Below are 26,219 nucleotides of genomic sequence, written 5' to 3' on the forward strand. Positions count from 1 at the left end.
CTCGCGAATGCGGCAGGCCAGTCACCGAATGGGCCAGCTGATACACCGCATTCGCGAGCAAGCCCGCTCCCACATTGGATTTGCAGCGGGTCAGCCCGCCAGCGCAGCGCCATCCATCTTCTGGCGCAGGCTCAGCGGGCGCATGTCGGTCCAGACTTCCTCGATGTAAACCAGGCACTCTTTCTTCATGCCGCTCTTACCCACGGTGCGCCAGCCTTCCGGCACGGCCTTGTAGTCGGGCCAGATGGAATACTGCTCTTCGTGGTTGACCACTACCTGAAACAGGATGTCGTCGCGGTCAAATACTGAGGTCATTGCTGTTCTCCATCGCTCATAAAACTGGCTGCGCACCACGCGCAGCGCTGATATCTGTAGAAACGTACCAAGCGTGCGAAAAATTAGAGGGTGGCGACCGCTGCCGCCAGGGCGCGGCCGAAGATCTCGGCAACGCGGTCGATTTCGGCGGCGGTAATCACCAGCGGCGGCAGGAAGCGCACCACACTGCCGTGCCGGCCGCCCAGCTCCAGAATCAGGCCACGCTTGAGGCATTCGCGCTGCACCAGCGGCGCCAGTTGGCGATGCACAGGCGGATGGCCCTGGATATCGACTGCGCCGCTCGGGTCTACCAGTTCCACGCCGAGCATCAGCCCACGCCCACGAATATCCCCCAACTGCGGGAAGTCGCGCTGCAGAATGCGCAAGTGCTCGCCCAGGCGTTCGCCCATGGCGGCGGCGTGGCCGGCCAGGTCGTGTTGCTTGAGGTAGCGCATCACCGCCGAGCCCGCCGCCATCGCCATCTGGTTGCCACGGAATGTTCCGGCGTGTGCGCCCGGCAACCAAGTGTCGAGCCAGTCGCGATACACCACCACCGCCAGTGGCAAGCTGCCGCCGATGGCTTTGGACATCACCACCACATCCGGGATGATGCCGGCGTGCTCGAAGGCAAACATCTTGCCGGTACGCCCGAAGCCGCTCTGGATTTCATCGACGATCAGCGCCACACCGGCTTGCTCGGTGATGCGTCGCAGGCCGCGCAGCCAGTCGAGATCGGCCGGAATCACGCCGCCCTCACCCTGCACCACTTCGACAATCACTGCCGCCGGCAACAACACGCCGGCTTCCGGGTCATTGAGCAGGTTTTGCAGGTAATGCAGGTTGACCCGCACGCCTTCGGCGCCGCCCAGGCCGAAGGGGCAACGGTAGTCGTAAGGGTAAGGCAGAAATTGCACGCCATTGCCGAGCAAAGCGCCCAAGGGCTTTTTCGGCCCCAGGCTGCCCATCAGGCTCAGCGCGCCCTGGCTCATGCCGTGATAACCGCCCTGGAATGACAACACGGTGCTGCGCCCGGTGGCGGTGCGCACCAGCTTCAGTGCGGCTTCGACGGCATCGGTACCGGTGGGGCCGCAGAACTGAATTTTTGCTTCACGTGCCAGTTCGGTGGGCAGCAGGCCGAACAGGTCTTGCACGAACTGGTCTTTCACCGGAGTGGTCAGGTCGAGGGTGTGCAGCGGCAGTTCGTCGCTCAGTACCTGCTGAATGGCGTCGATCACCACCGGGTGGTTGTGGCCCAACGCCAGGGTGCCAGCGCCGGCCAGGCAGTCGATAAAACTACGGCCTTCGACGTCTTCCACATAGATGCCCTTGGCGCGCTTGAGCGCCAGCGGGATACGCCGAGGGTAGCTGCGGGCATTGGATTCCTGCTGGCGTTGGCGGGCCAGTATCGGGGTTTCTTCGAATTGGTAGAGTGTTTCTGCGGACGCCGGGCTGGCGTGCACCGGGGCGTCTTCGATACGGCTGGTAGCGACTGACATCTCTCGATCCCTCAATACGCGGGTGGGGTGACCAAACTGGCGATCCGCGCGCGCGCGGATTTCATGTTCTGGAGACGCACCAGGCGGTGGGGGATTTAGGCTTGTTGTGGTTTTTTGAGGTCGGGGTATATCCGGCTTTTTGGTAATGGCGGATAGGGATTCCGCTCTTACGGCGGCCTTGTGGTTAGATCAAAAGCGAAAGCGAGGCGGCCTGATCTTGAAGGCTGAACTCAGTCAAAAGTGGGAGCTGGCTTGCCTGCGATGGCATCAACCCGGTGTGCCTGACACACCGAGGTGCCTGCATCGCAGGCAAGCCAGCTCCCACAGAAAAGCAAAAGCACTGCGGTACTAGCAGCTGAACTCGGTCAACTTGTGGGAGCGGGCTTGCTCGCGAAGGCGGTGGGTCAGTCAGCTCATGTGTGGCTGACACACCGCCTTCGCGAGCAAGCCCGCTCCCACATTTGGATCGCAGTGCATCAGATAGAGGTGTGTTGCTGTGCTTTTGCTTCAACCACTCAGGTCGGCTAGTAGGCCGCCGTGCTTTGCTTTTGACTTTGATCTGACAGGCCCCGTCAACCACGCTGGCCGAACGCAGGCTTGAATCCGTGGGTAACCCGGCAGGACGCCGGGTTAGCCGTGTTGGGCCATGGATGGCCCGTCGCGGCGGCCCACGGATTCAAGCCGGAGTGAGGGCACACCGAGCCTAAGCGAGGGGCCGAGTGGTGGGGCAAAGACCTTTTGGTTACTTTTGGGGCGTTTGCCAAAAGTGACCCGCTGTAAGAGCGGAACCCTAAGCGGCCGTTACCGCAGCAACGGATATGTACACACCCCCCCCAAAAAAACGCACTCAAAGCCCCCGATACCGATCATTCAACGCATACAAAATCGCACACGTCTCCCCATCCAAAATCCCACCATAATCCCGACTCCGAAAGTGCATCTGAAACGCCCGCGTCCTCAGCTCAAACGCCCGGCGATTCTGGGCCGGCTTATACCCATACCGCTGAAACGCCCGCTCCACCTCAACCTCCGGCGGCAACCCAAGACAAAACCGCCGCTGATACATGCCCCGCGTCGTCTCATCAAACCAGGCCCCGACCCCAGCCTCGAACAAACGCTGCCAAGGCAACCGAGGCCCCGGATCGCTCTTGCGCCAATACGCAACATCCGAATGCCCGAGCACATCGGCAGGCCCAATCTGCGGATAGCGCCCAAGCACATCGCGAACCAACGCAATCAGCACATCAACCTGTTCTTCGCCATACGCTGGAAACGTAAACACGCCCCCCTCATCCCGCGCCAGATTAACAACCTCGACACCAATCGACCGGCTATTGAGTTCATCCCGCCCACCCCAATGACTGACCCCGGCGTGCCACGCACGCTTATCCTCGTCCACCAGCCGAAACACCCGCAATTCGTCATATCCGGTGGCGCGGTAGCCAGGGTCATCCGGATCCGGCAGCAAGTAGTGAGCGCTGACACCGTCTTGCGTGAGCGTACGCAGGGATGAAGCAAAAGGCGCTGCGGTGTAATGCAAAACCACGTGCCGCACGGGCTCAGCGTTACGCTCATTGAAACCCCTGGCAGGGAAACTGCTATCGACCACCAACATAAGAACCGTCCTTTTCAGTACAGGCCGAGTCATTCAGCCCGCTCAAGCGCAAAAAAATTACCGCCATCCTGAAGGGAAGAATGTCAGGCAGGCGGTAACTATTTGGTGCTTGAAGAAAAGTACTCAGCGCCGCAACGGCATCCCCAGATCGACCCGCAAACCATCCGCCTGGCTGTCGAATTTCAGCGAGCAGGAACAGCGCTGCACGATCGCCTGAACAATCGCCAGACCCAGCCCGCAGCCCTCACTGCTGCCATTGCGCCAGAAGCGTTGGGTCAGGTATTGCAGGTCCTCACTGGAAATCTGCTTGCCATGATCACGCAAGCGAAACACCACAGTGTCGGCAGTGGTGAACACACTCAGTTCAACACGGGTATCAGCCGGCGTATGGCGCAGCGCGTTATCCAGCAGGTTGCGCAAGGCCGCGACCGCCAGGGCCACCGGCATTTCCACCGGCGTCTCGGTGAGGTTGGCCGACAGGATCAGGTCGATACGCCGGTTGTCGCCGGCGTTGGCGTCCTGGATCGCCAGCCGTGCGACTTGTTCAGCGCTCGATTGCAGGCCGTCATCAAACGACAAGCTGCCTTCCACCCGCGCCAGCAGCAGCAATTGCTCCAGGGTGCGGTGCAGGCGGTCGGCGCCCTCCTCGGCGTGGGCCAGGGACTGGTCGCGCGCCGCGCCGTCGGTCATGCGCGCCACTTGCAGGTGGGTCTTGATCGCCGTCAGCGGGCTGCGCAACTCATGCGCGGCATCACCGGTGAGGCGGCGCTCACGCTCGATGGTCTTGGCGATGCGCTGCAACAGTTGGTTCTGGGTGTCGAGCAGCGGTTTAAGCTCGCTGGGCAGGGGGTGAATCTGCAAGGGTTCGAGCGAATCGGCACTGCGGCGCATCAACGCGTCACGCATGCGGTTGAGCGGCAACAGACTCTGGCCGATGCCCAGCCACAGCAGGCACAGGCAACCCAACAAGGCCACGCCGACCGGCACCGAAGCCGCCAGCAGGATCGACAGGTTCAGCGCCTCGCGCTCCACCTGGCGGTCCGCCGTGGTGATCAACAAGTCACCCCGGGACAGGGTGAAACTGCGCCAGCCGACGCCGTCGATGATTTGATCGCGAAAGCCACTCTTGCGCGACTCCAGGCCTTCATCCGGGGTCATGTGGCTGCGCGCCAGAATTTCCCCACGCAGGGAGCTGACCTGGCAGGCCATGCCCCCCGGCACATTCAGTTGCTCGGTGCGCAGGTGCGTACCGCCACTCACACTGGCCAGGCCCGGCATCTGCTCGGTCAGCCCCGCGACCATGCGCGCCGACGCCACCAGACGCTGGTCGAGGGAGAACATCATCTGGTTGCGCAGATCGTTGAGCATCCAGGCCGCCGCCAGCAGCCAGATCAGCACGAAAGCAGCGCCCAGCTTGAACGTCAGGCGCAGGCGCAGGCTCATCACGAGGCGTGTTCTCCATCATCGGCCACGCCACCGTCGGCCGTGCCCAGGCGATAACCGAGGCCGCGCACGGTCTCGACGATGCCATTGCCCAATTTGCGCCGCAGGTGATGGATATGCACGTTGAGGGCGTTACTTTCCAGTTCGTCGTTGAAACCGTAGACGCTGTCCTTGAGCTGTTCGCTGGACAGCACCCGGCCTTTGTTATGCAACAAGGCCTGCAACAACGCTTGTTCGCGACGGGAAAGATCCACCGGCTCGCCGCCCAGGAAGGTTTCGCGGCTGCTGGGGTCGTAGGCGAGGCGGCCGTGTTCGATCAGGTTGACCCGGCGCCCCGCCACCCGCCGCAGCAGGGTTTGCAGGCGGGCGGCAAGCTCGCGCAGGTCGAAGGGCTTGAGCAGGTAATCGTCGGCACCGGCTTGCAGGCCGTCGACACGGTTGGTCACAGAATCCCGCGCCGTCAGAATCAGCACCGGAATCTCCAGTCCCTGGCTGCGCTGTTGTTGCAGCAGCTTGAGGCCGTCTTCGTCGGGCAACCCGAGGTCGAGCACCATGATGTCGAACGTGGCCGCCTTGAGCATCGCCCGTGCAGCCGCGGCCGTGGCCACGCGTTCGACGGTAAAGCCCTGGGCGCCAAGGCCGGCCACGATGCCGCTGGCGATCAGTTCGTCGTCTTCACAGACCAGTACGTGCATGGTGAACCCTTCATGAAAGATGGGGAGAATTAAAGGTGCAGCGGATTAAGCGCCGATTATGCCGTGAAAAGAGGCGCGCTCAGACACGCCCTTCACTTTAGAATAGCCCCCGGTTAATCATCGGTTAATCAACGCCACACATTGTGTCCCTAACTTGCACCAAACTAAGGCTTGACCATGCGGCATCTGTTTACCTTTCTACTGGTAATGTTCGCGGGATTCGCCCAGGCCGCGCCGGGCAACCCTTTTGAAAGCAAACCCGATTTCCTCCCGGTGGGCAAAGCCTTCACCTTTACCTCCGAACGCCTGGAGTCTGGCGAGACCCAGCTGTATTGGCAGATTGCCGACGGTTACTACCTGTACCAGCAACGCATGAAGTTCGACGGCCTGGCCGACAAACCGGCGTTACCGCAGGGCGAAGCCCACAGCGACGAGTTCTTTGGCGAACAGCAAGTGTATCGCCAGGGCCTGGAAGTGAAGATTCCGGCCGGCGCCACCGGCCAGGTCAAGCTCGGCTGGCAGGGTTGTGCCGATGCCGGCCTGTGCTACCCGCCACAGTCGATCACCGTGGACCTGGGCGGCAACCCCGCCGTCGCCGCCACCGCACAAGCCCAGGACCAGAGCCTGGCCAGCGGCCTGCAACAGCGCAGCCTGGGCTGGAGCCTGCTGGTGTTCTTTGGTCTGGGCCTGCTGCTGGCATTTGCCCCGTGTTCGCTGCCGATGCTGCCGATTCTGGCAGGCCTGGTGGTCGGCAGTGGCGCGAGCCCGCGTCGTGGTTTCGCGCTGGCCAGCAGCTACGTGATATGCATGGCGCTGGTATATGCAGCGCTGGGCGTACTGGCCGCGCTGCTCGGCGGCAACCTCGCTGCATGGCTGCAAACGCCTTGGATCCTTGGCAGTTTCGCCGCGCTGTTTGTGATCCTCGCCCTGCCAATGTTTGGTTTCTTTGAACTGCAATTACCGGCCTTCCTGCGTGATCGCCTGGACAACGTCAGCCGTCAGCAAAGCGGTGGCAGCCTGGTGGGCGCCGGCATTCTCGGTGCACTCTCCGGCTTGCTGGTGGGGCCGTGCATGACTGCGCCACTGGCCGGCGCGCTGCTGTATATCGCCCAGAGCGGCAATGCGTTGCACGGTGGCCTGATCCTCTTCGCCATGGGCATCGGCATTGGCATCCCGCTGTTGCTGCTGGTGACGGTGGGCAACCGCTTCCTGCCGAAACCGGGCACCTGGATGAACGTGCTCAAGGGCGTCTTCGGCTTCCTGTTCCTGGGCATCGCAGTGCTGATGATTCGCCCGGTGGTCGGCGAAAGCCTGTGGCTCGGCCTGTGGGGCGTATTGGCCCTGGTGATGGCTTACTGCGGCTGGGGCCTGGCGCGCGAATACGGGCTGGCGGCCAAAGTGTTTGGCGCCGGCTCCCTGGTGCTGGGCCTGTGGGGCGCAGTGCTGGTGGTGGGCGCGGCCGGTGGCAGCGACGACCTCTGGGAACCGCTGAAGGTCTACGGTGGCTCGCGGGTTGCCGCTGCACCGAGCGCCCATGACGCGTTCATGACCATCAATGACCCGGCCGTGCTGCAAACCCAGCTCGACAGTGCCAAGGCCCAGGGAAAATGGGTGCTGGTGGATTACTACGCCGACTGGTGCGTGTCGTGCAAGATCATGGAAAAACAGGTATTCGGCCAACCTGAGGTGATGGACGCCTTGAAAGATGTGCGCCTGCTGCGCCTCGACGTCACCGCCGATAACGCTGCCAGCCGTGAGCTGCTCGGTCGCTACAAGGTGCCGGGGCCACCGAGCTTTGTGTGGATCGGCCCGGACGGTGAAGAACGCCGCGCCCAACGCATCACCGGCGAAGTGGATGCCGCCGCCTTCCTGCAACGCTGGACGCAAACCCGAGACGCACGCTGATGCTGACCCTGACCATCGGCACCTTCGCCATCGCCCTGAATCACATCCTGCTGATCAGCGCGTTGATACTCGCCACCCTGGTGGGCTGGCGGGTGGCCAAGCGTGGCGGCGAAAACCCAGAATCGGTGCTGTTCACCCTGTTCCTGCTGGGCATGCTGGCCGCGCGCGTCAGCTTTGTCGTGATGTACTGGAGCGATTACAGCCGCGATCCCCTGCAGATGGTCGACCTGCGCGACGGCGGTTTCCTCGCCTGGCCCGGCGTGATTGCACTGGTACTCGGCGCGCTGTTATACGGCTGGCGCCGCCCTGCCCTGCGCAAACCGTTGAGCGCCGGCGTGGTCACCGGCTTAGTGTTCTGGGGCCTGACCAGTTTATCGCTGAGCCTGTACGACAAAGGCGCGCAACTGCCGGACATCACCTTGCGCAACGCCAATGGCGACGTGGTGCAACTGGCCGACTACAAAGGCGGCCCGCTGGTGATCAACCTCTGGGCCACCTGGTGCCCACCGTGCCGCCGGGAAATGCCGGTACTGGAGCGCGCCCAGCACCAGCGCCCCGACGTGACCTTCCTGTTCGTCAACCAGGCCGAAAGCATGCAAAGCGTCAGCACCTTCCTCGCGACCCAAGGCCTGACCCTCGACAACGTATTGTTTGACGCCAGCGGCCGACTCGGCCAGGCCGTGGGCTCCATGGCCTTGCCGACCACGCTGTTCTACCAAGCCGATGGGCGCCTGATCAACAGCCACCTCGGTGAGCTGTCCCAAGCCAGCCTGGCCCGTGCCATGGAACCCTTCGACACCGCCCCTGAAAGGAAACCGACATGCCAAGCCTCCGCCACCTGCTGACCCTGCTGCCGCTGACGCTCGCGGCCACTCTGGCCCAGGCCGAAGACTGGCCGGCACCGATCAAACAGATCGAAGCCAAAGGCGCCAAGATTCTTGGCAAGTTCGATGCGCCCAGCGGCCTCACAGGCTACGCCGCGCAGTACCAGAACCGTGGCATGGCGCTGTACCTGACCGCCGACGGTAAAAGTGTGATTGCCGGCAACCTGTACGACGCCGAGGGTAAAGACCTGAGCAGCGCGCCCCTGGAAAAACTGGTGTACGCGCCGATGGCCAAGGAAGTCTGGGCCAAGATGGAACACAGCAACTGGATTCAGGACGGCGATAAAAACGCGCCACGTATCGTCTACCTGTTCAGCGACCCCAACTGCCCGTACTGCAACATGTTCTGGGAACAGGCACGGCCGTGGGTAAAAGCCGGCAAGGTGCAGTTGCGCCACATCATGGTGGGCATTATCCGTGAGGACAGCCCGGGCAAGTCGGCTGCGCTGTTCGCCGCCAAAGACCCGCAAAAAGCTCTGGAAGAACACGAAGCCGCCGGTAAAGGCAGCAAATTGCAGGCGCTGGACAAGATCCCGGCGGATATCGAAGCCAAGCTCGATGCCAACATGAAGTTGATGGAAGAGCTGGAATTGTCGGCGACGCCGGCGATTTTCTATCTGGATGACAAGGGCGGGTTGCAGCAACAGCAAGGCGCGCCGTCGCCGGACAAACTGGCGAAGATTCTGGGGCCGAAGTAATCGGCGTTTCCCTGAGAATGTTTCAGGCCTGCGCAACATAAAACGAGCAACGCAAATTCATAAAAAACTGATGAAGACTTGAGCCTTGACGCAGAAAATCCGATGCCCAAACAGGCATCGGATTCTATTTCGTAAAGCCAACGATCAGATCATAAACACAGCTGTTTGAGATCAGGCACGTCTGCCAGATGTCTCTTTGCGCTACCGCCGATTGGCGACGTCGAGATCCGCCTCATCCTCACCGAGGCCAGACAGATGAGTGCCTTGGATCAACGGCCCATAACGGCGGCTGAATTCCCAGTTGTAGGGCACATGGTCTTTGCTGATCCCGTTGTCCCAATTCACCGACCATGTCATCAGGCCCTTGATCGGCAACCCTTTGTCGTACAAACGCTTGAATGCATTGGTCACGGCTGCAGGGTTGATCACATAACCGGTGGCGGCTGCGTCGACGTTGGCCGGCAGACCAATGACGAACTTGTCCGCCGGGATTTTGGTAAACCCTCGCGTTCCGCTCACCAGACTCTCGGTCAGGTAAAACAGGAAATCCTCTTTCATCGCGTCGTTGTTCTGGGCAATCCAGGCACCGTTGCCGTTGTTGACCTCCTGCACCCAGATCCCGTCGCCCCCCTGGTTGTAATACTGCGGGGCAATGAAGTCGTAATAGCCTTCCAGCGCCTGGATGTAACCGACGTATTTGCCGGCGGCGGTCAGGTAAGGAAACTCCGGCGCCATGCTGATAATGAAGTGTTTGCCTTCACTGGCGTAATGGTCTTTGACCAGTTTCAACGCGGCGGGCAGGACAGTCTTGTTGTCGGCGAAATCAATCGCGCTCTGTTCAAGATCGATGTCCAGGCCATCAAAGCCATAGGTTTCCACCAGGCGGATAATCTCGTTGGCCAGTGGCTGTTCGTTGCCTTTATGCAGCTCGATGTGTGCATCGGCGCCGCCAAGGGAAATCAGTACCACCCTGCCCTGGCTGTTTAGCACGCCCACCTGACGGCGGAACTCGGCGTCGGAAAGGTTGTACGGTTTGAACGTCGGGATACCGTTGCCTTTCATGAAGGCCACGGCCACCACGTTGTAATCCTTCGGCACGTCCGTCAGGTTCATATTGGCGAATTGGCCACGCTGGTAGCCGTCGCTCGCTCCGGCAGGCCAGTTGTGCCAGAAGCCCATGAGGATCTTTTTGCCGGCAATGCTCGGCATCAGCGAAGCGACATCGTTCAGCGGCGATTTCAATAAGGTGAAGTCAATCTTGGTCATGTTCTAATCCTTCAGAACGTATGGGTTTAACGGCGCGGGCTTATTTGAAGTCCACGTCGAAGGCTTGATAAAACGCGTTGCCGGTGTTGGCGACGATCCACATCAACACGATCACATGCTTGCCCTTTTTGTTGGCCGGCAGTTTCACTTCGTGATTGACCTTGGCCTTCAGTTCACCTGCATGGCTGAAGTACGGCACCTGGGTATAGAAGTCTTCGGCGAACGGCTGGGTTTCCAGTTGTGCGCGGGTGATGCGCTGTTTCGGATCCCAGCCATCCTTGGTGATCAGCCAGCGATAGCCACGGGTAGTGTGCGGCGCGGTGTATTCCCAGGTGACCTTGAAGGTCTGACCCGGGTCGACATTGAGCAGCGGCCAGGTGAAGGCGCGGTTGAGTTTCTTGGCCATTTCCTCGTTGGTGAAGTTGACGCAGTCACGCGCATCGGTCTTGCCGCCGCTGAGGATGAAGCCGTCGGCTGGTGGGGTGACGCTGTCACTGTCGGTTTGATAAGGCGCCGGGAACGGACCGGCAATCAGTGCCGGAAAGTTCTTGCCGCCTTCCATTTCATTGACCTGCCAGGTAGCCAGCAGGCCGAGATCCACGGCGACGGCGCCACGGCTGGAAGGGGACGTGACACGACCATGACGAAGAGGTGTCTGGGTTTGTGGTTGGTTCATTTTTGACTCCATTGATTTGATTAAGAACTCTCCTTTCTTGAAGGAGAGAACCTCAAACTAACGAAGCTGCTTTTTTTTTCCACCGGCCCGTTTCTCGCTCATTTTCTTCTGATGAGACGACCACCCCCCAAAACACTGTATATAAAAACAGTATTATGGAAATAACCTACGCAACTAGAGGGCAATTTCCTACAAATCAAGGCGCAAATAACCACACTTTCGCTCAAAATCGCCTTTGCCCTCTCGTAAGTGATGGTCGTGTGCATGTGATGAGGCATTGGCCTGGCGGCGAGACAGATCGGTGTCCGCGCCAAGGCACCCTCGTCGATGCCGCAATTACTCATGCTCCCAACTCACCCAAGAATGCGGCAGGCCAGCGTGATCCTGAGAGGCAGCAGACACACTTGCGACCTGGCTAAAGGCCCCTATCGGCGCCGATGTGGATGCTGCGTTGAGCAATGCTGAAAGTCGTTTTCGTTTCGACTCACAGCACGCTCACCGCAAGGGGCTCCGGGTTTCCTTAAAGCCCCTCCAACTCCGCCATCAAATCACTCAACCGATCCACCTTCTCGGCGCTGATTTCATTCGCCGCCAACCCCTCGATGTACTCGGCCAACTCCGCCACCGTGCTGCACTCGAACATCGCCCGCAACGGTACATCCCGCTGCAGGCTTTTCTGCACCCGGGAGGCAATCTGCGTGGCCAACAACGAGTGCCCACCCAGCTCGAAGAAGTTGTCCTGTACGCCCACCCTGTCGACTTTCAGCACCTCGGCCCAGATAGCCGCCAATGTGGTTTCCAGTGCGTTGCGCGGCGCCAGGTAGTCCTGGCTGTGCAACTGGCCGATCTCCAGGGTCGGCAAAGCCTTGCGGTCGAGTTTGCCGTTGGCGTTCAGGGGCAGGCGCTCGAGCCATAACCAGTGCAGTGGCACCATGTATTCCGGCAGCTCAGCACGCAGGCGTTGCTTGATGCGGTCCAGGCGATCGCTCGGGTTGAGGCTTTCATCCGCCGCCACCAGGTAACCCACCAAGTGCTTGCCGTTGACGCCCTCTTGAACCCCCACCGCGGCGTCACGCACCTGCGGCTGTTCATGCAGACGCGCTTCGATTTCACCCAGCTCGATGCGGTAGCCGCGAATCTTCACCTGGTGGTCGATACGCCCCACATATTCCAACACGCCATCGCTGCGCCGACGTGCCAGGTCGCCGGTGCGGTAGAGACGCGCGCCGGGTGCGCCAAACGGGTTGGGTACAAACACCTGCGCCGTGCGCAACGGGTCGCTGACGTAACCACGGCCCACGCCGGTACCTGCCACACACAGCTCGCCGACCGCGCCCTGTGGCACCAACTCCAGTGCGCCATCGAGCACGTATAACCGGTTGTTGTCGGTCGGGGTGCCAATCGGCAAATAAGTGCCTTGGGTTGACGCCAGATCGACGCGGAAGAACGCCACGTCATCCGAACATTCCGCCGGGCCATAAGCGTTGACCAGGCCAATGTCTGGATAACGCAGCAACCATTGGTGCGCCAGCTCCGGCGGCATCGCTTCGCCCGTCGGCAGCATCCAGCGCAGGCCGTCCAGGCTCATGCGTTCCTGGGCGAGCATGCCCTGGATCAGCGACGGTACGCTTTCCAGCACAGTAATGCCCTGGGCCTGTACATGGGCCAGCAAACCTTGCGGGTCATGGGCAAGGGTGTTCGGCACGATATCGACCCGCGCGCCAAACAGCGGCGCAGCGAGGAACTGCCACACGGAAATATCGAAGCTTTGCGAAGCGGTCTGGGCGATCACATCCGTCGGGCTCAGGTCCAGATAAGGCACCTTGCTCAACTGGTTATTGAGCATGCCGCGCTGTTCGACCATCACGCCCTTGGGCAGGCCGGTGGAGCCCGACGTGTAGATCACGTAGGCGAGGTTGTCCGGGCCACTGTAGACACCTGGATTTTCCCCACGCCCCGGCACTTCCTCCCAGACCAATAGCTGGCAGTCGGTACCGTCCAGCAGCTCAATCGCCTGCTCGCGGCACGCCTCGGTGCACACCAGCAACGGCGTACGGCTCAAGTCGATAATCCGGCTCAAGCGCTGGCTGGGCAGGCCTGGGTCCAGCGGCAGGTAACCGGCGCCGGCCTTGAAGCTGCCGATGATCATGCCCAGCAGGTCGAGGTTACGCTCGGCCAGCAACGCCACCGGCTGGTCCAGGCCAACGCCTGCTGCGATCAGCGCGTGACCCAAACCGTTACTGCGCCGGTTCAACTCGTCATAGGTCCATTGCTGGTCAAGGCAGCTGGCGGCGATGCGCTGCGGATGCTCGGCCACCTGCGCCTCGAACAGCTCGACATAGCTGCGCTCCAGCGGGTAGTCATGCGCGCTCTGGTTACACCCCTCCAGCAGGAATTCACGCTCTTGCTCGCCGATCAGCGGCAGGTCGGCCATGTCGCCATGAAAGCCCTGCACCAGCGCCAGCAGCAAGCGCTTGAACTCGCCGAGCATGCCCTGCACGGTGCTTTCGTCGAAGTAACGCTGGTCGTAGGACAGGTGCAAACCGAGGTCATCGCCCGGGTAGCACACTGCGGTCAACGGGAAGTTGGTGTGGGTGCGGCCGGAGTCCGAGGTGGCGTTCAGGCTTTGCGCGCGGTCCAGCACCGAGACCTCCACCGGCGCGTTCTCGAACACGAACAGGCTGTCGAACAGCGGTTGGCCCTTGGGCAATTCGCTGTGCTCCTGAATGGTCACCAGCGGCAGGTACTCGTACTCGCGCAGCTGCATGTTGCTGTCTAGCAAGCCGCTCAACCACTGGCGCACGCTGCAGCGCTGACCGTCTTCAGGCAGTTTCACCCGCAGCGCGATGCTGTTGATGAACAGGCCGACAGTGCGTTGCATCTCGGGCATGTCCACCGGGCGCCCGGCCACGGTAACGCCGAACAACACGTCACGCTCGCCACTCAAGCGACGCAGCACCAACGCCCATGCCGCCTGGGCGAAGGTGTTGACGGTCAGTTGATGGGCCTGCGCCAGTTCACGCAGTTGCGCACCGTCGCGTGCCTCAAGGCGGGTGTAGCAGTCGCCCACCACCATGCCGCCGCTGTGGCCCGCATGTTCACGCAGGAACGGCCGGTCGCTCGGGATCGGTGTGGTGCGCTCGAAACCTTGCAGGTTGTGCTGCCACCACTGGCGTGCCTGGGCGAGGTTCTGGCGTTGCAGCCAGGCAATGTAATCGCGATAGCGCGGCGGTGTGGCCAACTGTGCTTCGCGACCTTCGCCCAAGGCCATGTAAATCTCAAAGAAGTCATTCATCAGCAGCGAACGGCACCAGGCATCGATGAGGATGTGGTGGTTGCTCATCATGAACCAGTAGCGCGTTTCGCCGACGCGGATCAGGCGCAGGTGAAACGGCGCCTGGTTGAGCAGATCGAAACCGGCTTCCCGCTCGGCCTTGAGCAAGGCCTGCAGACGGGGTTCCTGTTCACTTTGCGGATCGGCGCTCCAGTCCAGGTACTCGATCGGCGTGCTGCCCGGCTTGTGGATCACTTGCAGCATGTCTTCGCCGACGTTCCAGCAGAACGATGCGCGCAAGGCTTCGTGACGCGCGATCACCGCCTGCCAGGCTTGGGCAAACCGCTGCGGGTCGAGCGCACTGTTGATGCGGTAGCGGTCCTGCATGTAGTAAAGGCCCGTGCCGGGTTCCAGCAGAGTGTGCAGCAGCAGGCCTTCCTGCATCGGCGTCAGCGGGTACACGTCTTCGATGGCGCTGGCCGGCACCGGCAGGCTGTCGAGTTGTGGCTGGGTCAGGTGCGCCAGCGGGAAGTCCGACGGCGTGAGGCCGCCGGCAGCGTCGCTCAGGCAATGCGCGATCAGGCTTTGCAGTTCGTCCAGGTAAGCCTCGGCCAGTTCGCGAATGGTCTGTTGATCGTGGCGCTCGCGGCTGAAGGTCCAGCGCAGCACCAGTTCGCCGCCGTACACCTGGCTGTCGACGCTCAACTCATTGGGCAACGGCGCCTCTGAGTCATGCGCCAGGCCGGCGGGCTCATCCAGCGGGTGGAACAGCGCATCGGCACCGAAGCTCTGGTCGAACTGGCCGAGGTAGTTGAAGGTGATGTCGGCGCTTGGCAGTGCAGCCATGGTCTGCTTGCACAGATCGTCCGCCAGGTAACGCAGCACGCCATAGCCCAAACCTTTGTGCGGCACGCCGCGCAGTTGCTCCTTGATCGCCTTGATCGAGGCGCCCTGTTCTGCTTGCGGGGTCAGGCGCAGTGGGTAAGCACTGGTAAACCAGCCGACGCTGCGGGTCAGGTCGATGTCATCAAACAAGGTTTCACGGCCATGGCCTTCCAGCTGGATCAGCGCGCAATCGTGACCACTCCAGCGGCACAGCACACGGGCAAGGGCCGTCAGCAGCAGGTCGTTGACCTGAGTGCGATAGGCGCTTGGCGCCTGTTGCAGCAACTGGCGGGTATGTTGCGCGTCCAGGCGCACGCTGACCGTGTCGGCATCACGAGTGAGCAGCGAACCGTGTGGGCGATCCACCGGCAATACCGCCGCAGGACCGGCCAACCGGTCTTGCCAGAGGCTCAACTCTTCACGCAGGGATTCACTGCTCGCATAGGCCTGCAAACGCGCAGCCCAATCGCGCAAGGCGCTGGTCTTGGCCGGCAAGCTGACCGATTGGCCGTCGCTCAGTTGGCGATAGACCGCTTGCAGGTCTTCAAGCAATACGCGCCACGACACGCCATCCACCACCAAGTGGTGAATTGCGATCAGCAGGCGTTGCTGACCCTGCGGGCCATCTACCAGTAAAGCGCGCAGCAGCGGGCCGTGTTCGAGGTCGAGGCTGCGTTGGGTGTCGGTGAACAGCGCGGTGCACTGCGCCATATCGCGCACTTGCGCCTGCATCAGCACGCCACCTTGCGGCACGGCCATGTGCTCGGCGTGCCATTGGGCATCGCGCGGCGTAAAGCTCAGACGCAGGGCGTCGTGGTGTTCCAGTACCGCCAACAGCGCTTGCTCCAGGCGATGAGGGTCGAGCAGTTGCAGCGGTTTGAGCAGCAACGCCTGGTTCCAGTGCTGACGATTCGGCATCGCGGTATCGAAGAACCAATGCTGGATCGGCGTCAGGCCGGAGCTGCCCGTCAGCACCCCTTGTTCGGCGCTGACCCGCTCGGACCGCGTGGCCACCGCCGCCAGGGTTTGCACGGTCTGGTGCTGGAACAGGTCGCGCGGGCTGAAGTGAATCCCGGCCTGCCGCGCACGGCTGACCACCTGGATCGACAGAATCGAGTCGCCGCCCAGTTCAAAGAAATTATCGTCCAGGCCGACTTGCTGCACGTTCAACACGGCGCACCAGATCGCGGCCAGGGTGTGCTCCAGTTCGTTGCGTGGCGCCACGTAGTGTTGGCGGTTCGCCTCCGGGTCCGGTTGCGGCAAGGCGCGGCGGTCGAGTTTGCCGTTGGCGGTCAGCGGCATGCTGTCCAGCACGATCAGGTGCGCTGGCACCATGTAGTCCGGCAGTTGCGTCTTGAGGTGTGCCTTGAGCGCGTCGCGCAGCGTGGCGTGGTCGGCGTCGCTGACCAGGTAAGCCACCAGCTGTTTGCCGCTCGGCGAATCCAGTGCCAGCACCACCGCTTCGCGCACCGCTTGGTGTTCCAGCAGGCGGGTTTCGATTTCGCCCAGCTCAATGCGGTAACCGCGAATTTTCACTTGGTGGTCGATACGGCCCAGATACTCCACCAGGCCGTCGGCGCGTTGGCGCACCAGGTCGCCGGTGCGGTACAAACGCCCGCCATTCGTAGCAAAAGGGTCGGCGACAAAACGCTCTGCGGTCATGCCCGGGCGCTGGTGGTAACCCTGCGCCAGACCGGCCCCGCCGACATACAACTCGCCGGTCGCACCTTGCGGCACCAGCGCCAGGTCGGCGTCGAGAATGTAGGCCACGCGGGCGCCAATGATGCTGCCGATCGGCACGCTGCCAGCACCCTCCTCCACGTGCTCGGGCGCCAGACTGGCCAGCGGCATGACCACGGTTTCGGTCGGGCCGTAGGCGTTGAAAAACACCTCGGGCTGGAACGCTGCGCGGATACGCTGCAGGTGTTCGCCGGTCAGCGCCTCGCCGCCGGTGATGCACATGCGCACCGGCAAGGTTTGCTGCTGAGTCGCCAGCCACTGCGCCAACTGGCTGCCATAGCTTGGGGTGAAGCCGAGGATATTGATGCGATGGGTGCGAATCAGCGCACAGATTTCTTCGGCATCCCACTGGCCCTGGGCCCGCACAACCACCTGCGCACCGCTGAGCAGCGGCACCAGCAAACGCTCGGTGGCGGCATCGAAGTTAATCGAATAAAAGTGCAGCTCGCAATCGTCCGCACGCATGCCAAAGCGCTCGATCACCGCCTGGCAATGCATGGCGATTTCACCGTGGGACACCACCACGCCTTTCGGCTTGCCGGTGGAACCTGAGGTGTAGATCAAGTACGCCTGATGCTGCGCCAAGCTGATAAAGGGCAGCTCGTCGGCCGGGTAATTGGCGAGCACCGGCAGGTCATCTTCCAGGCACCAGCACGCCACCGTCGCCGGCAGTTCACCGAGGGCTTGGAACATTGCCGCGTCACTGAGCAGCAGGCCGATGCCGCTGTCTTCGATCATGTAGTGCAAGCGGTCCAGCGGGTATTCCGGGTCCAGCGGCACATAGGCGCCACCGGCCTTGAGGATCGCCAACAAGCCAATCACCATTTCCAGAGAACGCGGCAACGCCAGGCCGACGCGCACCTGTGGGCCGACGCCGCGCTCGCGCAGCATCCACGCCAGGCGATTGGCGCGGGCGTCCAGTTCGCGGTAGGTAAGGGTTTCACCGGCAAAGGTCAGCGCGGGCGCATCGGGACGATTAATCGCCTGTTGCGTGAACAGCGGGTGGATGCACTGGTCGAGGCGGTGCTCACCGGCCTCGATGCCCAAGCTGTTTTGCAGCGCGCGCTGCTCGGTGGCCGTCAGCAGAGGCAGTTCGCTGAGACGCTGTTGCGGGTTGGCAATCAACGCTTCCAGCAGGTTGCACCAATGCTCGGCCATGCGCGCAATGCGCGGCGCGTCGAACAGGTCGGTGCTGTAGGTCAGGCAGCAACCCAGGCGATGGTCGAGGTCGGTGACTTCCAGGTTGAGGTCAAACTTGGTCGCGCGGGCATCGTTGGCCAGGTACTCGACGGTCATGCCGGCCAATTGGCGGCTCTGCTGGAATTCCCAGCGCTGCACGTTGCACATCACCTGGAACAGTGGGTTGTAGGCCGCGCTACGCGGGGGTTGCAGGGCTTCCACCAAATGATCGAACGGCAGGTCCTGATGGGACTGGCCTTCGATCACGGTGTGGCGCACCTGCTCGAACAATTCAGCGACATTCATCTGCCCATCGAGCTGGCAACGCAGCACCTGGGTGTTGAGGAACGCGCCGATCAGCCCTTCGCTTTCCGGGCGAATCCGGTTGGCCACCGGCGCGCCGATGCGCAGGTCGGTCTGGCCGCTGTAGCGGTAGAGCAACACGGCCAGGGTGGCGGTCATGGTCATGAACAGGGTCAGGCCGCGTTCGGCATTGAAGGCGCGCACGCGGGCGGCCAGTTCATCGCTCAGGTCAAAGCGGTACAGCTCGCCCTGATGGCTTTGCACCGGCGGACGCGGGCGGTCGCCGGGCAGTTCGAGCAGTGGATGCTCATGCCCAAGCTGCCCGATCCAGTAGTCCAGTTGGCGCTGGCGCTCACCGGACTCCAGCCATTGGCGCTGCCACACGCTGTAGTCGAGGTACTGCACCGGCAACGGCGCCAGCGGCGAGTCGCGCTCGTCGATAAAGGCCTCGTACAGCGCGCTGAGTTCACGCGCGAAGATGTCCATCGCCCAGCCTTCGGTGACGATGTGGTGCAGGGTCAGCACCAGGTAGTGTTCCTGCTCGCCGGCCTTGACCAGACACGCGCGCAGCAATGGCCCGGTTTCCAGGTTGAAAGGCGTATGGGCTTCGTGGTCGGCCAGTTGTTGCAGGCGCAGCTGACGCTCGGCTTCATTGAGCGCCGAGAAATCCTGCCAATCCATGCGCAGTCCGGTTTGCCTGGCGACTTTTTGCTGGGCCACGCCGTCGACGCTCGGGAAGGTTGTGCGCAAGGTTTCGTGACGCATGATCAGGGCTTGCAACGCCGCCTCGAACCGCCCCACGTCCAGCACGCCACGCAGGCGCGCCATGCCGCCGACGTTGTAGGCCGGGCTGTCCGGCTCCATCTGCCACAGGAACCACATGCGCTGCTGGGAATAGGACAGCGGCACCGGCGCGCTGCGGTCGACCTTGGCGATAGCGGTTTGCTGGTTGCGCTGGCCCGAGGCTTGGATCAGGCCGACTTGCTCGGCAAAGGCGCCCAGCTCGCTGGCTTCGAACAAGGTGCGCAGCGGCAGCTCGACGTCGCAGGCCTGGCGGGTGCGCGAGATGATTTGCGTGGCCAGCAACGAGTGGCCACCGAGGGCGAAGAAGTCGTCGCCCAGGCCAATGCGAGGCAGGCCGAGGACTTCGCGCCAGATCGCCGCAATCTGCTGCTGCAATGGGGTTTGGGGTTCGATGTGTTCACGGGTTTGCCACACCGGCGCCGGCAATGCACGGCGGTCCAGTTTGCCGCTGGGGCTCAGCGGCATCGCATCCAGACGCATCAGTTGCGCGGGCACCATGTATTCCGGCAGCTCGTCGGCCAGGGCGGTTTTTACCTGCTGCTCGTCCAGTGCGGTGCTGGCGGTGTAGTAGCCGATTAACTGCTGGTCACGCACCAGCACCACGGCTTGGGCAATGCCGTCCATGGCCAACAGGCGTGCTTCGATTTCTTCCGGTTCCACGCGAAAGCCACGCAGTTTGACCTGCTGATCGAGCCGGCCGAGGTATTCGAGTACGCCGTCAGCGCTCCAGCGCACGCGGTCCCCGGTGCGATACAGGCGTGCGCCCGCCTCGCCCAGTGGGTCGGCGACAAAACGTTCGGCGGTCAGCCCGGCGCGGCCGAGGTAACCGCGCGCCAGGCCGATGCCGCCGATGCACAATTCGCCCGGCACACCGGCCGGCAATGGGTTGAGGTGTTCGTCCAGCACGCGACAGATCACATTGCCCAGCGGCCGGCCAATCGGCGAGCGTTCGCCGTCCTCGGCCTGGCACTGCCAGTGGGTGACGTTGATCGCGGTTTCCGTCGGGCCATAACGGTTGTGCAGTTGCACCGCCGGCAACTGCGCCAAGACGCGGTTGCGCAGTTCGGCGGGCAACGCTTCACCGCCTGAGAACAGGCGGCGCAAGCTGGTGCATTCGGCCACCAGCGGCTCATCGATAAACAGCTGCAACAGCGGCGGCACAAAGTGCAGGGTGGTTACGCCGTGTTCCTGCACCAACTGCGCGATGCGGTGCGGGTCGCGATGCTCGCCGGGGCCGGCCAGCACCAGGCGGCAACCGGTGATCAATGGCCAGAAGCACTCCCACACCGACACGTCGAAACTGATCGGCGCTTTTTGCATCAGCACATCGGTGTCGTTGAGTTGATACGTGGCTTGCATCCACTGCAAACGCTCGGCCAGCGCCGCATGGGTATTGCCCACGCCCTTGGGTTGGCCGGTGGAGCCGGAGGTGTAAATCACGTAGGCGAGGTTGTCGCCCTGCAGATGCAAACCCGGTGCCTGGGTCGGCCAGCTGTCGAGGTGCAGGCTGTCCATGGCGATCACGCACACGCCTTCGGGTGCCGGTAGCAACTCGAGCAGTGCGGTTTGGGTCAACAGCAGGTGTACGCCGCTGTCCTGGAGCATGTAGGCCAGGCGGTCGGCGGGGTAATCCGGGTCGAGCGGCACATAGGCGCCACCGGCCTTGATGATCGCCAGCAGGCCGATCAACAGTTGCGGCGAGCGTTCGGCGGCGATGGCCACGCACACATCCGGGCCAACGCCCTTGTCGCGCAGGTAATGGGCCAGGCGGTTGGCCTGGGTGTGCAGTTGGGCGAAGGTCAGGTTGCCGTCGTGCCAGACCAGCGCGGTGTTGTCCGCGGTGTGTTGGCTGAGCAGCTCGGGCAGCCACTGCTGCGCCGGCGTGCACGGCGCTTCACTCCACGGCTGTTGTTCGTCGGTTTGCATCAGCTGCAAGTCGCCGATGGCCTGTAGCGGTTGCTCGCACACGGCGTGCAGCACGTTGATGTAGTGCTCGGCGAGACGCTGAATGGTTGCGCGGTCGAATAATTCGTCGGCGTAGTCGAACGACAGGCTCAAGCGCCCGTTGCGGTCTTCTTCGCTGTGCAGTTGCAGGTCGAACTTGGCTTCGCGGCTGTGCCATGGCAACTCATCGGCGAGCATGCCCGGCAGGCGGCGCAAGGCACTCAGGTCGCGTTGCTGGTGGTTGAACATGACTTGGAACAGGCCCTGTTCGCGGGCGTGGGGGAAGGCTTCCAGCAGTTGCTCGAACGGCAGGTCCTGATGCGCCTGGGCGCCCAGCGCAGCCTGACGGGTGGCCGCCAACAATTGATTGAACGGCAGGCGCCCGTCCAGCTCGGCGCGCAGCACCAGGGTGCTGATGAAGAAACCGATCAGGCCTTGGGTTTCCTGGCGCGGCCGGTTGGCATTAGGCACGCCGATGCGGATATCGCGCTGGCCGCTGTAGCGGTAGAGCAGGCTTTGAAACGCCGCCAGCAGCAGCATGAACGGGGTGGCTTGGTGGTCTTGGGCGGCCTGGCGAATCGCTGCACTGAGGCCGGCATCCAGGCGCACGCTATGGCGCGACGCGCTGTGGCGTTGTTGCGCCGAGCGCGGATGGTCGGTGGCCAGGCTCAGGCTCGGATGCTCCTCGCCCAATTGGGTTTTCCAGTACGCCAGTTGCCGCTGACCTTCCCCTTCAGCCAGCCATTGGCGCTGCCAGCTGCCGTAGTCGGCGTATTGCAGGGCCAGTGGCGGTAGCTCCAAAGTCTGGCCTTGCGTCGCGGCGGCATACAGGCGCGAGAATTCGTCGATGAGAATATTCAGCGACCAACCGTCGGCGATGATGTGGTGCAGCGTCACCAGCAATTGGTGGTCTTCATCGTCCAGGCGCACCAGGGTCACCCACAGCAGCGGGCCTTTTTCCAGGTCAAACTGGGTGCGCGCTTCGTCTTCGCGGATCTGCTGCGCGCGAGCCTCGCGCTCGGCGTCAGGCAGGTCGCTGAGGTCGATAATTTGCAGGTCGAATTCGGCGCTTGCCTGCACACGCTGGAAGGCCTGACCGTCGCGCTCGTAGAAACGCGTACGCAGGGCTTCATGACGCTCGATCAAGTGCTGGAAGCTGGCGCGCACGGCGTCTTCGTCCAACTCGCCGCGCAAACGCAAGGCGCCGGGGATGGTGTAGGCGCTGCTCTGCGGGTCGAGTTGCCAGGTGATCCACAGGCGGTTTTGCGCCAGGGATTGCGGCAGGTCGTCCTGGCGCGACAAGGCATGAATTGCGCCTTGAGCAACGCCACCGTCCTGCTGCAATTGCGCAACGCTTGCGGCAAAGCTCGCAAGGGTCGGCGCTTCGAACAGCATGCGCAGGTTCAGCTCCAGCCCCAGGGTTTCGCGCAGGCGCGCGACCACTTGGGTGGCGGTGATGGAGTTACCGCCGAGCAGGAAAAAGTGGTCATCCGCCGCGACGGTTGCGACCTGTAACTGCTCGCACCAGATTGCGCCGATCTGGCTTTGCAGTTCGGATTCCAACACCGCATCGCTCACGTGCGCTTGCAGGTCGGGGAACTGCGCATAGCTGTCGAGGCTGCCGTCGGCGTGGCGGATCGCGCAGGCTGAACGCTGCACCTTGCCGCTGGACGTCTTCGGCAAGGCGCCGGGGTTGAGCAGTACCACCACGCTCGGGGCTTGTTGATACGCCTCGGCCACGGCCTGGCGGATGGCTTTGATCAGCGCGTCGGGCGGCAGGATTTTCTGCACGCTGCGGCTGATTTCGGCGGCGATGCCGATGCCTTCCAGGCCCTGGTCATTCACTGCAAAAGCGGCGACGCGGCCCTTGCGCACCACTTCCACTTCGCGCTCGATGGTGTGTTCGATGTCCTGCGGGTACAGGTTATGGCCGCGCACGATCAGCAGGTCTTTGAGGCGGCCGGTGATGTACACCTGGCCCTCGCGGATAAAACCCAGGTCGCCGGTGCGCAGCCAGGTGCGGTCGGCGTGCTGTACAAACGTCTTGGCCGACGCTTGCGGGTTGCGCCAGTAGCCGTGGGCGATGCTCGGGCCGCTGGCCCACAGTTCGCCGACGTGGTTATCCGGCAGTTCGCTCAGCGTGTGCGGGTCGGCGATCAACACCGCGTGCTCCGGCTGGCTGGTGCCGCAGCTCATGATCGCGTTGCCCTGCCCCGGTTCGGCGCGGTTGGCGGCCAACGCCTGTTCATCCAGGCACAAGGCCGGGATACCGTGGCCGCGGGTGCCGCCAGCGACGAACAGGGTCGCCTCGGCCAGGCCGTAGGAGGCGAAGAAATTGTTCGGGGTGAAGCCACACATCGCGAACTTCTCGGCGAAGCGTTCCAGGGTGTCGAGGCGGATCGGTTCAGAGCCCGAATAGGCCACGCGCCAGGTGCTCAAGTCGAGGCGCTCCAGGGCTGATTCGCTGACCCGCTCGCTGCACAGGCGGTAGGCGAAATCCGGGCCACCGCTGATGGTGCCGCGGTATTCACTGATTGCCTCCAGCCAACGCAGCGGCCGGCCAAGGAAGTACGCCGGCGACATCAACACGCACGGCACGCCGCTGAAGATCGGTTGCAGCAGGCCGCCGATCAGGCCCATGTCGTGGTACAGCGGCAGCCAGCTGACGATCACGTCATCCGGGTTGAGGTCGATGCCGAAGCCACGACGGATCAGCACTTCGTTGGCCACCAGGTTGCCGTGGCTGACTTGCACGCCTTTGGGCAATGCGGTGGAACCGGAGGTGTATTGCAGGAAGGCGATGTCATCGGCGTGCAGTTCGGGTTCGACCCAGCGCTCGGCGAGCTGTGCCTCCAGGGTGTCGACGCTCAGCACCGGGGGGGCGTTTTCGATCTGCGCCAGGCCGTCGCCGAGGCTGGCGATGGTCAGCAGCACGCGCGGTTCGGCGTCACTGATGATCGACAGCAAGCGCTCCTGGTGATGCCGGCGCGTGGACTCTGGCGGATACGCCGGCACTGCGATAACCCCGGCGTACAGGCAGCCAAAAAACGCCGCAACGTAGTCCGGGCCGCTGGGAAACAACAGCACCGCGCGCTCGCCCAACGCCACATTGGCCTGCAAGGCGGCGGCGATCGTGCGGGCGCGCTGGTCCAGGTCACGGTAGCTGAGCACAACGTTTTGCTCGGCGCAGTCGGCGAGGAAGCGCAGGGCCACCTGGTCCGGGGTCTGCGCGGCGCGACGTTGAAGAGACTGGACCAGAGTGCGGGGAAGTTCGAAGGCGTCCATCATGGGGTTCCTGCCTGAAATCGGCTTACGGGAAAATCGAGAAATAGAGAGCGCTTAGCCGGCGGCCAGCTGCCGCGCCGCGCCATTGCGCCAGCGTGCGAGGTGCTCCTCGGCGTAGCGCCGCAGGCAACGCAGCACGGCGCTTTCGTGCTGCACGAGAAAGAAGTGGTGGCCGTCGAACATGTCCAGAGAGAAGCCGCTGGCGGCGTCGGCCTGCCAGCCAAGCAACTGGTCGGCGCGTACGCTGTCTTGCTTGCCGCCAAACACGTGGATCGGCATGCCCAGCGGTTCGCGCTGGCCGTAAGTGAAGCTGCCGCAGAGCAGGAAGTCGGCGCGCAGAATCGGCAGCATCAACTGCATCAATTCGGGGTTGGCCAGGGCCTCTTCAGCGGTGCCCTGCAGTTCGCGCAGGCGGGCGATCAGTTGTTGGTCAGTTTTTTCAATGGCGTAGTCACTCACATCACGGCGCGCCGGGCCGGCAGTGCCGGAGGCAAACAACGCCAGCGGCTCAGGCACACCGCGCTCGCGCAGGGCGTGGGTCAATTCGAAGGCAACCAGGCCGCCGAGACTGTGGCCGAACAGGGCATACGGGCCGTTCAGGTCACGGCTGATTTCATCCGCCAACTGCGCTGCCAAGGCCTTGATGTCGCGCTGCAACGGCTCATCCATACGCATGCCGCGCCCCGGCAATTCCAGTGGGCACACTTGCAACCACTCCGGCAGAGTCCGACGCCAACGCGCATAGACCATGGCGCTGGCCCCCGAATAGGGCAGGCAAAACAGGCGCAGTCGGGTGGCGGCACTCATCGGTTGAGCGCTCTCATCAGGCTGAGGGCGCCCGATAGGCTAAAGGCTCCAAACTGAAACACGCTGTATGCACCGTACAAACCCATGTCGTCCTCCTGCGGGCGCTGATCCTTGGCCGTTTGTTAACGGACCTGTCACCCATGAGAACGGACGGTGCCGGCAAATAATTAGTCTGCGGGCAAGCGCGAGACCGGGTTCACACCTTCCAGAGAGGCATAAGATTAGTTCGTCTTCTCATTTGACAATCATTATCATTAAGCATAATTTGTTGCCCGATGTGTAGGAGGCCTCAGCACGGACGCCCTCCCCTAACCTCTTTTGCGACAAGGTGATTTCCATGACGGAACAAGTATCCACAGGCAGGTGCGACTCACCGCTTCTCCAGGCATTCGTCGACAATCGTTTGATTCTGGTGAAGATCGCGGCACGCATTACCGGCTGCCGCTCGCGCGCCGAAGACGTGGTTCAGGACGCCTACTTCAGACTGCAATCGGCGCCGACGATCACCTCATCGTTCAAGGCCCAACTGAGTTATCTGTTCCAGATCGTGCGCAACCTGGCGATCGATCACTACCGCAAGCAGGCCCTGGAACTCAAGTACTCCGGGACCGAAGAGGAAGGCTTGAATGTGGTCATTCACGGCGCTTCACCGGAAACCTCGCATATCAATTTCAACACCCTCGAAAACATCGCCGACGCCCTGACGCAATTGCCCCAACGCACCCGTTATGCGTTCGAGATGTATCGCCTGCACGGCGTGCCGCAAAAGGATATCGCCAAGGAACTCGGCGTCTCGCCGACCCTGGTGAACTTCATGATTCGTGATGCGCTGGTGCATTGCCGCAAGGTGTCGGGCAGCCACAGCGATACGTTTGCGCGGCGAGTCTGAGTGTGGGGAAAGGGCTTGGTGTGGCGAGCGGGCTTGTTGTGGCGAGCGGGCTTGCCCCGCGTTGGGCTGCGCAGCAGCCCTGAACCAGACACTACGGTCTGACTGAAAAACTGCGG

At 62.6% G+C, this 26,219-nt stretch carries 12 protein-coding genes and 1 pseudogene; 4 read left to right on the plus strand and 9 right to left on the minus strand.

Going from position 1 to position 26,219, the window contains the following annotated elements:
• Positions 1–90 precede the first annotated feature (90 nt).
• The 5 genes from C4J83_RS21385 to C4J83_RS21410 form a co-directional block, all read right to left on the minus strand.
• Entirely contained in the window at positions 91–315 is a 225-nt protein-coding gene (locus C4J83_RS21385) for an MbtH family protein (protein WP_124418145.1), read from the minus strand.
• Positions 316–398: 83 nt separating this feature from the next.
• A complete protein-coding gene (locus C4J83_RS21390) occupies positions 399–1,811 on the minus strand; it encodes an aspartate aminotransferase family protein (RefSeq protein ID WP_119742353.1) in 1,413 nt (470 codons plus the stop codon).
• Between the two features lie 847 nt (positions 1,812–2,658).
• Positions 2,659–3,426: an N-acetylmuramoyl-L-alanine amidase gene (locus C4J83_RS21400; protein ID WP_124418146.1), complete on the minus strand. Its 768-nt coding sequence runs from the start codon at positions 3,424–3,426 to the stop codon at positions 2,659–2,661.
• 123 nt (positions 3,427–3,549) lie between these two features.
• The gene (locus C4J83_RS21405) at positions 3,550–4,869 is read right to left on the minus strand and encodes an ATP-binding protein (RefSeq protein ID WP_124418147.1); all 1,320 of its coding nucleotides are present in this window, start codon (positions 4,867–4,869) and stop codon (positions 3,550–3,552) included.
• Complete coding sequence (locus tag C4J83_RS21410) at positions 4,869–5,564, minus strand: response regulator (RefSeq protein WP_106576501.1); 696 nt, start codon at positions 5,562–5,564, stop codon at positions 4,869–4,871. Before C4J83_RS21410 ends, C4J83_RS21405 begins: the two co-directional genes overlap by 1 nt.
• 177 nt (positions 5,565–5,741) lie before the next feature.
• Here C4J83_RS21410 and dsbD point away from each other — a divergent pair, with 177 nt between their 5' ends.
• The 3 genes from dsbD to dsbG are packed head-to-tail and all read left to right on the plus strand — an operon-like array spanning position 5,742 to position 9,051.
• Positions 5,742–7,469: a protein-disulfide reductase DsbD gene (gene dsbD, locus C4J83_RS21415; protein WP_124418148.1), complete on the plus strand. Its 1,728-nt coding sequence runs from the start codon at positions 5,742–5,744 to the stop codon at positions 7,467–7,469.
• Positions 7,469–8,314, plus strand: a complete 846-nt coding sequence (locus C4J83_RS21420) for a TlpA disulfide reductase family protein (protein ID WP_106576499.1) — start codon at positions 7,469–7,471, stop codon at positions 8,312–8,314. Before dsbD ends, C4J83_RS21420 begins: the two co-directional genes overlap by 1 nt.
• Complete coding sequence (gene dsbG / locus C4J83_RS21425) at positions 8,290–9,051, plus strand: thiol:disulfide interchange protein DsbG (RefSeq protein WP_106576498.1); 762 nt, start codon at positions 8,290–8,292, stop codon at positions 9,049–9,051. Before C4J83_RS21420 ends, dsbG begins: the two co-directional genes overlap by 25 nt.
• A gap of 267 nt (positions 9,052–9,318) precedes the next feature.
• Here dsbG and C4J83_RS21430 read toward each other — a convergent pair.
• The 4 genes and pseudogenes from C4J83_RS21430 to C4J83_RS21445 form a co-directional block, all read right to left on the minus strand.
• A pseudogene (locus C4J83_RS21430) lies at positions 9,319–10,317 on the minus strand (chitinase); the annotation flags it as partial.
• A 40-nt stretch (positions 10,318–10,357) separates the two neighbouring features.
• The gene (locus C4J83_RS21435) at positions 10,358–10,993 is read right to left on the minus strand and encodes a lytic polysaccharide monooxygenase auxiliary activity family 9 protein (protein WP_119742343.1); all 636 of its coding nucleotides are present in this window, start codon (positions 10,991–10,993) and stop codon (positions 10,358–10,360) included.
• A 520-nt stretch (positions 10,994–11,513) separates the two neighbouring features.
• Complete coding sequence (locus tag C4J83_RS21440; RefSeq protein ID WP_124418150.1) at positions 11,514–24,410, minus strand: non-ribosomal peptide synthetase; 12,897 nt, start codon at positions 24,408–24,410, stop codon at positions 11,514–11,516.
• A 51-nt stretch (positions 24,411–24,461) separates the two neighbouring features.
• The gene (locus tag C4J83_RS21445) at positions 24,462–25,214 is read right to left on the minus strand and encodes a thioesterase II family protein (RefSeq protein WP_124418151.1); all 753 of its coding nucleotides are present in this window, start codon (positions 25,212–25,214) and stop codon (positions 24,462–24,464) included.
• A gap of 337 nt (positions 25,215–25,551) precedes the next feature.
• Here C4J83_RS21445 and C4J83_RS21450 point away from each other — a divergent pair, with 337 nt between their 5' ends.
• Positions 25,552–26,103: an RNA polymerase factor sigma-70 gene (locus C4J83_RS21450; RefSeq protein ID WP_032904207.1), complete on the plus strand. Its 552-nt coding sequence runs from the start codon at positions 25,552–25,554 to the stop codon at positions 26,101–26,103.
• Positions 26,104–26,219: the final 116 nt, after the last annotated feature.

Source organism: Pseudomonas sp. LBUM920 (assembly GCF_003852315.1).
Lineage (GTDB): Bacteria > Pseudomonadota > Gammaproteobacteria > Pseudomonadales > Pseudomonadaceae > Aquipseudomonas.

Excerpts from the sequence above, each read along its gene's own strand:
- C4J83_RS21385 (WP_124418145.1), bottom strand. The coding sequence starts at position 315 with ATGACCTCAGTATTTGACCGCGACGACATCCTGTTTCAGGTAGTGGTC.
- C4J83_RS21390 (WP_119742353.1), bottom strand. The coding sequence starts at position 1,811 with ATGTCAGTCGCTACCAGCCGTATCGAAGACGCCCCGGTGCACGCCAGC.
- C4J83_RS21400 (WP_124418146.1), bottom strand. The coding sequence starts at position 3,426 with ATGTTGGTGGTCGATAGCAGTTTCCCTGCCAGGGGTTTCAATGAGCGT.
- C4J83_RS21405 (WP_124418147.1), bottom strand. The coding sequence starts at position 4,869 with ATGAGCCTGCGCCTGCGCCTGACGTTCAAGCTGGGCGCTGCTTTCGTG.
- C4J83_RS21410 (WP_106576501.1), bottom strand. The coding sequence starts at position 5,564 with ATGCACGTACTGGTCTGTGAAGACGACGAACTGATCGCCAGCGGCATC.
- dsbD (WP_124418148.1), top strand. The coding sequence starts at position 5,742 with ATGCGGCATCTGTTTACCTTTCTACTGGTAATGTTCGCGGGATTCGCC.
- C4J83_RS21420 (WP_106576499.1), top strand. The coding sequence starts at position 7,469 with ATGCTGACCCTGACCATCGGCACCTTCGCCATCGCCCTGAATCACATC.
- dsbG (WP_106576498.1), top strand. The coding sequence starts at position 8,290 with ATGCCAAGCCTCCGCCACCTGCTGACCCTGCTGCCGCTGACGCTCGCG.
- C4J83_RS21435 (WP_119742343.1), bottom strand. The coding sequence starts at position 10,993 with ATGAACCAACCACAAACCCAGACACCTCTTCGTCATGGTCGTGTCACG.
- C4J83_RS21440 (WP_124418150.1), bottom strand. The coding sequence starts at position 24,410 with ATGATGGACGCCTTCGAACTTCCCCGCACTCTGGTCCAGTCTCTTCAA.
- C4J83_RS21445 (WP_124418151.1), bottom strand. The coding sequence starts at position 25,214 with ATGAGTGCCGCCACCCGACTGCGCCTGTTTTGCCTGCCCTATTCGGGG.
- C4J83_RS21450 (WP_032904207.1), top strand. The coding sequence starts at position 25,552 with ATGACGGAACAAGTATCCACAGGCAGGTGCGACTCACCGCTTCTCCAG.